This window comes from Streptomyces sp. NPDC020917, assembly GCF_044333795.1.
In the GTDB taxonomy this organism is placed as follows: Bacteria; Actinomycetota; Actinomycetes; order Streptomycetales; family Streptomycetaceae; genus Actinacidiphila.
On record NZ_JBIRRR010000005.1, the window covers coordinates 490014 to 501150 of the forward strand.

An 11137-nucleotide genomic window follows, 5' to 3' on the forward strand; every position below is an offset into this window, starting at 1 on the left:
AGGGAGGCACGCGGTGTCCCGTGTACGAGTGCACAACTTCTCCGTCTCGCTGGACGGCTTCGGCACCGGCGAGGGCCAGAGCATGGAGGCCCCGTTCGGGCACGCCGGCGAGCGGCTGCACAGCTGGTTCTTCGAGACCAGCACGTTCCACCGGATGCAGGGCAGGCCCGGCGGCAGCACCGGCGTGGACGACGCGATGGCCGGCACCTGGGGGCCGGGCATCGGCGCGGAGATCATGGGCCGCAACAAGTTCGGCCCGCAGCGCGGGCCCTGGCAGGACGAGGAGTGGAAGGGCTGGTGGGGCCCCGAACCGGTGTTCCGCACACCGGTGTTCGTGCTCACCCACCACCACCGCCCCTCGGTCCAGATGGCGGGCGGCACCACCTTCCACTTCCTGGACGCCACCCCGCAGGAGGCGCTGCGCCGGGCGCAGGAGGCGGCGGGCGGCCTGGACGTCCGCATCGGCGGCGGGCCGGGCACCGTGCGCCAGTTCCTGGCCGCCGACCTGATCGACCATCTGCACGTCGTCCTGGTGCCCATCGTCCTGGGCCGCGGCGAGCGGTTGTGGGACGGCCTGGAGGCGCTCGAGGACCAGTTCCCGAGCGTGGAGTCCGTGACGACGCCCAGCGGCGTCACCCACCTCACCTTCAGCAGGCCCTGACCGCGCGGCCGAAATGACGTTGAGGGCGGGGCGCCTCCCCTCCCAGACTGGCCCGATGTCCTCCGACACCGCACCGGGCCCCTGCGGCTACTCCGACGCCGACGACGCCGCGCTGTACGACCTCCTCAATCCCTGGAATCCCGAAGCGGATCCGGGCGACCGCTTCTACCACGAGCTGGTGATGGCCGCCGGCAGCGTGCTCGACGTGGGCTGCGGGACCGGCGCGATGCTGCACCAGGCCCGCGCGGACGGGCACCGCGGGCGGATGGTGGGCCTGGACCCGGACACCGCGGCGCTGGAGCGGGCGCGCCGCCGGCGGGACGTCGAGTGGGTCCAGGGCACGGCCGCCGGCGCCGCGGCCTGCGGGAGCTGCTTCGACCTGGCCACGATGACCGGGCACGCCTTCCAGTTCCTGGTGGGCGACGCGGAGGTGCGGGCGTCGCTGTCGGCGGTGCGGGGCGTGCTGCGCGACGGCGGCAGGTTCGTCTTCGAGACCCGGCACCCGCAGGCGCGCGCCTGGGAGGGCTGGGCGCGGTCCGGTCCCGGCGACGTGGCCGCCGTCGTCGACGCGTCGGGCCGGGCGCTGCGGTTGTGGCAGGACGTCGACTCCGTCGCGGACGGCGTCGTCGCGTTCCACGGGACCGTGGCGGACCCCGGCGGCACGGTGCTGCGGGAGGACCACGCCCGCCTGCGCTTCCTGGGCGTCGCGGAACTCGACGCGTTCCTCGCCGGAGCCGGCTTCACCGTCGAGGCGCGGTACGGCGACTGGCACCGCGGGCCGCTGACCGGGGACAGCACCGAGATCGTCACCGTCGCGCGCCGGTAGCCGGCATGCAGGCGCGCTCCCCCGCAGGTTCCGGCGACAGCGGCAGCGCGACGCACGTCCACCCGGCGGCGAACCCGGGTGCGGCCTGACCCGCGGGGATGAGGAGCGCCGCGGGCTCGCGCCGGGACAGGGCGCTCAACTCCCCGGCGGTGATGCTCTGGTCGGGTCCTGCCATCTGGCGCGAGGCGCAACCGGCGTAGTAGGCGACGGGCACCGCGTTGTCGCCGGAGAGCACGCACGGCGGGCGGACCCCGTGCGCGTGCAGGCGGGCCGCGACCGCGGCGTACTCCCGGCTCAGCAGGCGGTTGTTGCGGGTCACCCCGTGCAGCACGGCGAGTTGGACGACCAGGTGCGCGCACAGCGCGACCGCGACCAGCGCGGTGGGCACCGGCCGCCACCGGCCGCCCGGACCGACGGCCAGCCGGCGCACGCACTCGGCGACCGGGATCGCGAGCAGCGCGTAGGCGGGCAGCAGGAACCGGGGCGCGGCGTACCCGATGGTGAGCAGGTACGGCGCCGCGAGGAACACGCCGGCGACCGCGGCGACGGCGACGGCCGTCCGGCGGGCGCGGGGCGCGGCCGCCACCCCGGCGGCGGCGGCGAACGGCAGCAGCAGCCACCAGGCCGACGCGGCCTTGTGCCGCCACGGGCCGTCGCACGGCCGGCACAGGGTCCGGCCGTCCAGCGAGCGCAGCTGGTCGGCGAACGCCACGTGCCAGCCCAGCCCGCCCTGGATCGCGCTCGCCTGGTGCAGCCGTTCCGCGAGCCCGCCGTAGCGCACGTACGCCTCGATCACCCACTCCCCGCAGCCGAGCACGAGCCCGGCGCCCAGGGCCGCGAGCACCACGCCCCGCCGCCCGCGGGCCACGACCAGCGCGGCGCACCCCAGTGCCGCGGCCAGCCACAGCGCGTCCGGCGGCCGCATCAGGCCGGTGACCGCGAGACCGGCGGCCAGCCCCGCCGGCAGGCCCCACCGGGCGCGCCGGCCGCCGCCGGCCGCCGGTGCCTGCGCGGCGCGCACCAGGCAGCCGGTGGCGGCGAGCGCGCCGTAGGCACTGCCGAGGTTCGGCATGACCGCGGGACCGTAGAAGAGGCTGATCCACAGGCTCGCCAGGAGGGCGGCGGCGAGCGCGAGCAGGCGGGGCGGGAGCAGCGGACGCCAGGGCCACAGGGCGGCGAACAGGCCCGCCCCCGACAGCGCGCCCATCCAAAGGCGCAGGGCCGTGGTGGAGCCGGTCAGCCAGGCGACGGGCGCGGCGGCGAAGCTGACGCCCCGCGCCCGTGGCGCGCTGAAGAACGCCGCGGGGACGTGCCCGCTGACCTGGCTGGTGTACACCGTCTCGTCCCAGCCCAGCCCCGATCCCCGCACGGTGAGGGCGAGTTGGGCCACGACGAAGACGGCGCACACCGCGGCGACCGGCCAGGGCGACACGCCGGTGCGCCACGAGCGGGCGGCCACCGGCGGCCGGACGGGGGCGGACAGCCGGTCGGTCATCGCTGGGGCCTCGCACTTCGGGGTCAGGCAAGCTGGTTGACGGCGGCGGCGAACAGGGCGGGGAAGCGCGCGGCGACCGGGACGATCCGCGGGGCCAGCGCGGGATGGCCGCGGGTCCACAACAGGGCCGCGGTCAGGGCGCGTTGGCGGCGGGAGGCCCGGCGCCAGGCCCGATCGTAGTCCTGCGGCCGGTCCGCCTGGACGCAGCGCACGAGATGGGCCGCGGCGGCGAGGGCGGTCGAGATGCCCTCGCCGGTGAGCGCGTCGATGTATCCGGCGGCGTCGCCGACGAGCAGCGTGCGGCCGGCCACCGGGCTGCGCACGCGCTGCCGCAGCGGCCCGGCGCCGCGGGTCGAGGTGACCGCGGACGCCGGGAGGCGGGCGGCGAGGTCAGGGAAGCGGGCGAGCTGCTGCTCGTAGGGCGCCCGGTCGGCGGTGAGGATCGCCACGCCCACCAGCTCCGGGCCGATCGGCGTCACGTACGCCTCGCTGCCCGCAGACCAGTGCACTTCCACGCAGTCCGTCCACGGCGCGACCGCGAAGTGGCGGCGCAGCCCGTACCGGGCGGCGCGGCCGGCGGGCGGCAGGTCCAGGCCGAGGCTGCGGCGGATCGGCGAGTGGAGGCCGTCGGCGGCGGCGAGGTAGCGGGCGGTGATGCCGCCGGCCGTGACGCGGTCCCGGCCGTGCCGCAGGGTACGGGCGTCGACCCGCAACGGCACGACGGTCACGCCGAGTTCGGCGGCGCGGCGGGCCAGCGCGTGGTGCAGGGCGGTGCGCCGCACCCCGAGCCCCTGCGCACCGCGGAAGTGCGCCTCGGCCTCGACACGCCCGTCGACGTAGCGGATGCCGCGGAACGGTTGGCCCTCGACGGTGACGCCCAGCGCGGCCAACTCCCTTACGCCCGCCGGCATCAGGCCCTCACCGCAGGCCTTGTCGACGGGGCCGGGACGCGGTTCGGCGACCACCACGTCGAGTCCGGCGCGTGCGGCGCGGATCGCGGTGGCCAGTCCCGCCGGTCCACCGCCGGCCACCAGCAGGTCGATCACGGGACGGCGGCCGCGGCCGCGCCGGGCGGCGGTGCGCCGGCGTCGAGCGCCGCGTTCTCGCAGCGCAGCCGGACGGCGAGCAGCGGCAGGTTGGCGGCCGTGAAGCAGAGCGCGGTGATCCACGCGCCGTGCACCAGCGGCAGGGCGGCGCCCTCCACGACGACCGCGAGGTAGTTCGGGTGCCGCATCAGGCGATAGGGACCCGAGGTGACCAGCGGCAGCCCGGGGACGACGAGCACGCGGGTGTTCCAGCGCGGCCCGAGGGAGGTGATGCACCACCAGCGCAGCGCCTGCGCGGCGACGACGAGGCCGGTCATCGTCCAGCCGAAGCCGGGCCGGAACGGCCGCCCCGCGCCGTAGACCTCGATCAGGCAGCCGGCGAGCAGGGCCGTGTGCAGCGCGACCATCACCGGGTAGTGGCCGCGGCCGTACTCGACGGCGCCGCGGCGCCTGCTCCAGGCGGCGTTGCGGCGGGCGACGGCCAGTTCGGCCAGGCGCTCGGCGGCGACCAGCAGGACCAGGACGGCGTACGGGGGCATGGGTACCTACCAGCGGAGCAGGACGAGTTCGGTGCAGAAGCCCGGGCCCATGGCGAGCAGCAGCCCGGTCGAGCCGGGGAGCGGGCGGGCCAGGTCAAGGGTGTCGCGCAGGATGTGCAGCACCGAGGCGGAGGAGAGGTTGCCGACCTCGGCGAGCGAACGCCAGGTCAGTTCCAGGGCGCGGGCCGGCAGGTCGAGGGTGTCGCGGACGGCGTCGAGCACCTTGGGGCCGCCGGGGTGGCAGATCCAGGTGGTGACGTCCTGCGGTTTCAGGTCGTGGTCGGCCAGGAAGGCGCGGACTTCGGGGCCGAGCCGGCGCTGCACCAGGTCGGGGAGTTCGGCGCCCAGGACGATGCGGAAGCCCTCGTCGCCGATGTCCCAGCCGAGCAGGTGCTCGGTGTCGGGGTACAGATGGCTGCGGGTGGCGACGACGTGCGGGCCGCTGCCCTGGCCGGTCGCCAGCGGGTGCTCGGACCCGACGGCCACGACCGCCGCCGCGCCGTCGCCGAACAGCGAGCCGGCGACCAGGTTGGCGGTCGAGGCGTCCTGCCGCTGCATGGTCAGCGAGCACAGCTCCACCGACAGCAGGAGCGCGACGCCGTCCGGCCGGCCGGCGAGGTAGTCGTGCAGCCGCGCGATGCCCGCGGCCCCTGCCACGCAGCCGAGGCCGAAGATCGGCACGCGTCTGACGTCGGAGCGCAGTCCCAGCCGCCCGGCGAGCCGGGCCTCGATCGACGGGGCCGCGATCCCGGTGATCGAGGTGGAGACCACGAAGTCCACGTCGGCGGCGGGCAGTTCCGCCTCGGCGAGGGCGCCGCGCACCGCCTCCTCGCCGAGGTCCAGGGCCGCGGCGATGAAGCGGTCGTTGGCGTCGCCGAAGCCGCCGAGGGCGGGGTAGCACTCCAGCGGCATGGCCAGCCGGCGGGTGCGGACGCCGGCGGTGCCCGACAACCGGTCGAGGACGCCCCGCTCCCCGGCCGGCGCCATCCCCATGCTCGCGAGCGCGTCCGTGATCTCCTGCTGCTCGTACCGGTGCGGTGGGAGCACACCGTGCACGGCGGCGATTCGCGTCATTGGCGCAGTATAGGGAGTGATGTCCGCGATAGGCGGGGTCATCTGGCATCCCGTCGGTCGTGGCGGCCGTCCGGCCGCCCGGCCGCGCCCTACGATCGGGCCGTGCCCAGTGCCGGAGTGGATGCCGGGGACGCCGGACCGGCGGAGCTGCCGGTCACGGCGGCCGCCCGCCGGCTGCCCGCGGTCGTCGCGGGCCTGCTGCGCGCCTGCCACCCCGAGCCCGTCGTCGCGGTGACCGCGCTGGTCACCGCGCTCGCCGCGGCGTCCGGGCGCGGTGTGCGCGGGTGCGTGCTGGTGGCGGGTGCCGTGCTGGCCGGGCAGCTGTCGGTGGGCTGGTGCAACGACCGGGTCGACGCGGCACGGGACCTCGCGAGCGGACGGCGGGACAAGCCCCTGGTGACGGGGGCGGTCGGCCCGCGCGCGGTCGCGGTCGCGGCGGGATCCGCGCTCGCGCTGTGCGTGCCGCTGTCCCTGGCGAGCGGCACGGCGGCGGGCGCCGCACACCTGGCCGGGGTCGCCGCCGCGTGGGGCTACAACCTGGGCGTGAAGCGGACCGTCCTGTCCTGGCTGCCCTACGCCGTGGGCTTCGGGCTGCTGCCGGCCTTCGTCACGCTCGCCTTCCCCGGCCGGCCGTGGCCGCCCGCCTGGTCGGTCGCGGCCGGCGCGCTGCTGGGCGTCGGGGCGCACGTCACCAACGTCCTGCCGGACATCGACGCCGACCTGGCGGCCGGGGTGCGGGGGCTGCCGCAGCGCCTGGGCCGCCGCCGGGCCCGCGCCCTGGCACCCGTACCGCTCGTCGCGGCGTGCGCGGTGCTGGTGTTCGGCCCGCCGGGGCCGGCCGGCGCGGCGGGCTGGGCGGCGCTGGCGGTGACCGGCGTGCTCGCGGTGCTGACGGCGATGCCGGCGGCCGCCGGCTCGCACAGCCGCCTGCCGTTCCTGGCCACGCTGGTGACGGCGGCCACCGCGGTGGCGCTGCTGGTGCTGCACGGCGGTTCGCTGGTCAGCGCACCGTGAGGGTGCCCTTCATGAACGGGTGGATGGTGCAGTGGTAGGCGTACGTCCCGGTGGCCTTCGGGGCGGTGAACGTCACCGTGCGCCCGGGCGCGATGGTGCCGGTGTCGAACGCGCCCGAACTGTTGGCGGTCACGGTGTGCGCGGTCTGGTCGGCGTTGGTGACCGTGACGACGGCGCCGGGAGCGACCGGCAGCGTCGTCGGACGGAACGCGAAGCTCTGGATGATGAGGTGGTTCGGGGAGTTGGCCGGGGCGGACGGCGACGCCCCCGTGGTGCTGCCGGAACCGCCGCCGGACGAGGAGTTCGAGCACCCCGTCAGAGCCAGCAGCAGGCACGCCCCGCTCACCGCACCGCGCCGTACGATCCCCATGCCGGTCACCCCGTTCGCCCTCGGTCGGGTCCGCTCACCGCCGGGCCACATCGTCCGGCGCGACGCGGCCCGGACCGCGCAGGCACCACCGCTCCGCCCCCGCGGCTTCACGCCGATGGCCGAGGAACGGCGGCCCGAGGACGGATCGGAGCGGCGCTCAGGTCGCCGGTACGGGAACGGGCTCGGCCTCGGTGCGGGCGGTGGCGGCGCGGGCGGCCGGGGCGAGGACGGCCTGCAGGCGCCGGGCGGCATCCAGGTGGTCGCCGGTCCAGATGATGCGGACGCCGGTGGCGGTGGCCTGGCCCTCGGCGTCGCGCAGGTCGCGGCGGACCGCCTCGACCAGGCGGGCGTCGGCCGCCAGGTCGTGCGGCAGCGGTGCGGGGATCGGCACGCGGCCGTCGAGCCCCGCGGCGAGGTCGTGGTACCAGCCCGCGACCTGGCCGGCGCCGGAGAGCAGCTCCGCCCGGGCGGCGGCCCGTTCGCGTGCGTCGTGCGCCTCGCCCGCATGCCGCCACATGCCGAGCATGGCGTCGGCGGCGAGCCGCAGCCCGACCACGCCGGTGACGAGGGTGGTCATCTCGGCGAGCGGCGCCCGCTTGGAGCCGCGCTCGGCCAGGTAGCCGCGGAAGGCGTCGTCGAGGCGGCGGGCCGACGCGGCGGCCTCCCGGCCCGCGGCGAGCGGCGCGGCGGCCGGCTCCGGTCCCGCCGCACAGCAGCCGACCGCGTAGTCCACCGCGCCCGCCAGGTAGTCCGCGCTGTCCGCGTACGCCTCGGCCAGGGCCTTGCCGACCGCGGCCCCGGCGCCGCGCGGCCAGAAGAAGACGCCGACCACCACGCTGACGGCGCAGCCGAGCGCGATGTCCTCGACCCGCAGCAGGCCCACCTTCCAGCCGGGGCTCTGGCCGATGTTGAAGAGGATCACCAGGGTCACGGTGAACGCGGCCTGGCCCGCGGCGAACGAGATCACCGCCGGAGCGACACCCGCGAGGAGGACGGCGAGCGGCAGCAGGAGCCACAGCACGGTGGTGTCGTGGCCCATCAGCGCCAGCAGCGCGCCCCCGATGACCGACCCGGCGAGCGTGCCGCCCAGCCCGCGCAGCGCGTTCTGCCCGGTGTTGAGCGCGCTGGAGCGCAGCACCGACAGCGCGCCGAGGACCACCCAGAAGGAGTGCTGGACGCTCGTCACCTCAGCGGCGGCCACGGCCAGTCCGAGACCGACCGCGCCGCGGACGCTGTTGTGCAGCCACACCGAGTTCCGGTCGACGTGGGCCGCGGCGCGCTCGCGGGCCGAGGCGAGCGGTTCGGTCAGGGCGCGGGGCTCGCGGCCGAGCAGCCGGTCCCCCCAGCCGCGCCGCTCGGCCGCCGCGAACAGGTGGACGTTCCCGGCGATCTGCTCAACCGCGTAGCCCAACTCCTGGGCGCGGAAGGACAGGTCGAGGGAGCTGATGAACTCCCGCATGTCGCCGTTGCGTCGGTCGCCGCGACCGGCGAGGTCCCCGTCACCGGGGCCGGCGCCGCCCTCGTTGCCGGGCGCCTCGCTCGGGCCGGTGCCCGGCCCGGTCCCGTCCGCGCCCTCCGCCGGCCGCTCGGCGGCCTGCCCGCCGGCGGTGTGCGCTTCGGCGCTCCGCGCACGGTAGACCGGCAGGCTCGCGGTGGCCTCCTCCCCCAAGGCGTCCATGGTCTTGCGGAGTTCGCCGAGGGCGGCCTCGAGCGCGCCGAGGTCGGCGGCCCGCGGCGCGCCGAGCAGGTCCGCGGACCGTTCGAGGGCGTCCGCGGCGGCGCGCCGCACCGCGCACGACGCCCCCACCGGTCCCGTTGCCGTGACGCCGGGCGGCGGCCCGCTGTGCGCCACGATGGCGGTGAGCCAGGTGAGTTCGTCGACCATGCGGACCAGGGCACGGGCACCGGTGGACAACCCGGTGGGGCGGTAGGGGGTGGCGTCGAAGGCCCCCCGGAGCGCGGCCGCGGCCTGCTCCACGTGGTGCGCGGCGGACGCGCAGGCGGCGCGGCCGGGCGCGTCGGGGTCGGCGAGGAAGGCGGCGTCGGCCCGCAGCCGTGCGGCGACCGCCCGGCAGACCCGGGCGGCCGGCGCGCTCAGCGGGTCGGCCGCGGGCCGCGGCCACAGGAAGGCGATGGCGAGCATCGACGCGGCGGCGGCGAGGCCGGCACCGGCCAGCCGGTCGGGCAGCGCCGACATGGGGGCGGCCAGCGACACGGGCAGGATGAAGGCCAGCAGCAGCGCGGTGGTGGCGCCGGCCAGCACGGAGCTGACGATGCCGCTGAAGAGCACCGCGAAGCCCACGGCGACCATGGTGACGACGCCCAGCCACGTCACCCTCGACACCGCCGTGCCCAGCGAGAGCAGCACGACCCAGGCGGCGGTGAGCGCGAGGTGCGCGCGGAGCCGCTGGATCATCGGCCCGGTGAACTCCACCAGCAGCAGCATCGCGAACGCGCCGAACGCGGCGAAGGTCGCCATCTCCGGCGAGCCGATCACCTTGCTGCACAGCGCGAACATCAGCGGCATCACGATCGCGCCGCGGCCCGCCCTGCGGGTGGCCGCCAGCCACGGGTCGCGGGCCCTCAGCCGTGCCACGAGGGCCCGCGGCCCGTGGCCGGCATGCTGCTGCGGCACGGGCGCGGTGGTGGCCATCGGTGTTCGCTCCTCCCGTCGGTGGAGCGAACACTCCGGTGGCCCGGGGTCACCCCTGCCCCGCAGTATGCCGTGCGGGCGGCGCCGCCACCCGCAGAGGGCATCCGCTCAGAACAGGCGGTTGCGCAGGGCGTTCACCCGCGTGAGGGCCGAACCGAAGGCGGTCGCGTCGAGCGAGCCGTTCTGCAGCGCGGTGGCGAGCGCGGAGACGACCGCCTGGCCGTTGGCGACGCTGCCGGACGCCTCGAGGATGACGTCCATCCCGGCGGCGGCCGCGGAGACCGCGTTCTGCCCGATGGTGCCCAGCCCGCTGAGCGCGCCGGCCGCGATGGCGTCGGTGATCGTCACCCCGGAGAACCCGAGCCTGCCGCGCAGTTCGCCCTGCACCACTGTGGAGGAGAGCCCGGCCGGGTGCGCGGAGTCCAGGTGGGAGTAGATCGCCCAGGACACCATGACCAGGTCGACGCCGGCGGTCAGGGCCGCGACGTAGGGGAACTCGTCGGTGCCGCGCAGCTGGCTGAGCGAGGTGGTGAGGGTCACCGGCCGCAGGTCGGTGTTCTGCGAGGAGGTGGCCGGGCCGAGGCCGGGGAAGTGCTTGGCGGTGGCGGCCACGCCGGTGGCCTGCTGGGCGCTGATGAACGCCTGGCCGCACGAGGACACCACGGACGGGTCGGTGCTGTAGGAGCGTCCGTACTGGTCGTCGAAGTCCCCTGCCGTGCGGTAGACGTCGAGCACGGGGGCCAGGTTGATGTTGATGCCGGCGCTGCGCAGCAGGTTGCCCGCGCTGGTTCCGGCGGACGCGGCGGCGGACGCCGGGTTCGCGGACTGGCCGATCTGCTTCTCCGACTGGGTGGGGGCGCCGGGCAACCGCCGTACCTGGCCGCCTTCCTGATCGGTCATCAGCAGCAGGGGCGCCGGGTTGGGGCTGCTCGCGTTGGCCTGGCGCATCTGCTGCACGGCGGCGGTGATCTGCGACAGGCTGCTGACGTTGCCGCTGTTGATGATGACGCCGGCGGCCTGCCCGGAGCTGATCTGGTCGAGCAGGCTCTGCGGCACGGTGGTGCCGGGGTAGGAGAAGACGACCCGCTGGCCGGCCTGCTGCTGCGGGGTCAGTGCCGCGGGTCCTGCGGCCGCGTCCCCGAGGGGCTCCCGGGTACGGCGGCGGCCTGCGGGCAGGCCGGGCAGACCGGACGCGGCCAGTCCGGTGCCGGCGGCAAGTACGGTGCGGCGAGTGGGGGTTCCAGGGCCGTGCACGGTGTGCCTCCTGGGTTCGCTGCGCGGGTGGCGGGCAAGAGGACGGCCGGCGCCGGGCACGGGCCGACCGGGGGGAAGGGTGCGGGCGGTGGGGGGGGGGCCGCCGGGGGCGCCCCCCCCCCCCCCCGCCGGGGGGGCCCCCCCCCCCGGCCCCCCCGCCGGGGGGGGGGCCCCGGGGCGGGGGGCCGGGCGCCCGGGCGGAGGG

General features: G+C 76.8%; 10 protein-coding genes. 3 read left to right on the forward strand and 7 right to left on the reverse strand.

The annotated features are described in order from the left end of the window. Window positions 1-13: 13 nt before the first annotated feature. Entirely contained in the window at window positions 14-661 is a 648-nt protein-coding gene (locus ACH4TG_RS14460) for a dihydrofolate reductase family protein (protein WP_398242548.1), read from the forward strand. Window positions 662-716: 55 nt separating this feature from the next. Continuing rightward, window positions 717-1487: a class I SAM-dependent methyltransferase gene (locus ACH4TG_RS14465; protein ID WP_398242549.1), complete on the forward strand. Its 771-nt coding sequence runs from the start codon at window positions 717-719 to the stop codon at window positions 1485-1487. On the opposite strand, the gene ACH4TG_RS14470 is transcribed toward ACH4TG_RS14465, so the two are convergent. Genes ACH4TG_RS14470 through ACH4TG_RS14485 form a run of 4 tightly spaced genes read right to left on the reverse strand, consistent with a single transcriptional unit; the run spans window position 1468 to window position 5641 of the window. Continuing rightward, window positions 1468-2982 carry a hypothetical protein gene (locus ACH4TG_RS14470; RefSeq protein WP_398242550.1) on the reverse strand — a complete coding sequence of 505 codons (1515 nt, stop codon included), beginning with the start codon at window positions 2980-2982 and terminating at the stop codon, window positions 1468-1470. The genes ACH4TG_RS14465 and ACH4TG_RS14470 overlap by 20 nt on opposite strands. 23 nt (window positions 2983-3005) lie before the next feature. After that, window positions 3006-4028, reverse strand: coding sequence for an NAD(P)/FAD-dependent oxidoreductase (locus tag ACH4TG_RS14475; RefSeq protein WP_398242551.1), 1023 nt, complete (start codon window positions 4026-4028; stop codon window positions 3006-3008). Further along, window positions 4025-4567, reverse strand: a complete 543-nt coding sequence (locus ACH4TG_RS14480) for an isoprenylcysteine carboxyl methyltransferase family protein (RefSeq protein WP_398242552.1) — start codon at window positions 4565-4567, stop codon at window positions 4025-4027. Before ACH4TG_RS14480 ends, ACH4TG_RS14475 begins: the two co-directional genes overlap by 4 nt. Before the next feature lie 6 nt (window positions 4568-4573). Continuing rightward, window positions 4574-5641 carry a type III polyketide synthase gene (locus tag ACH4TG_RS14485; protein ID WP_398242553.1) on the reverse strand — a complete coding sequence of 356 codons (1068 nt, stop codon included), beginning with the start codon at window positions 5639-5641 and terminating at the stop codon, window positions 4574-4576. Window positions 5642-5743: 102 nt separating this feature from the next. On the opposite strand from ACH4TG_RS14485, the gene ACH4TG_RS14490 reads away from it, so the two are divergent. Next, the gene (locus ACH4TG_RS14490) at window positions 5744-6655 is read left to right on the forward strand and encodes a UbiA family prenyltransferase (RefSeq protein WP_398242554.1); all 912 of its coding nucleotides are present in this window, start codon (window positions 5744-5746) and stop codon (window positions 6653-6655) included. Here ACH4TG_RS14490 and ACH4TG_RS14495 read toward each other — a convergent pair. From ACH4TG_RS14495 to ACH4TG_RS14505, 3 genes are all read right to left on the reverse strand, one after another. Further along, on the reverse strand, window positions 6642-7025 hold the full coding sequence (locus ACH4TG_RS14495; protein ID WP_398242555.1) for a cupredoxin domain-containing protein: 384 nt from the start codon (window positions 7023-7025) through the stop codon (window positions 6642-6644). The genes ACH4TG_RS14490 and ACH4TG_RS14495 overlap by 14 nt on opposite strands. Window positions 7026-7182: 157 nt before the next feature. After that, window positions 7183-9678 carry an FUSC family protein gene (locus ACH4TG_RS14500; protein WP_398242556.1) on the reverse strand — a complete coding sequence of 832 codons (2496 nt, stop codon included), beginning with the start codon at window positions 9676-9678 and terminating at the stop codon, window positions 7183-7185. Window positions 9679-9786: 108 nt separating this feature from the next. Continuing rightward, window positions 9787-10932, reverse strand: coding sequence for a glycoside hydrolase family 3 N-terminal domain-containing protein (locus tag ACH4TG_RS14505; protein WP_398242557.1), 1146 nt, complete (start codon window positions 10930-10932; stop codon window positions 9787-9789). Window positions 10933-11137 lie beyond the last annotated feature (205 nt).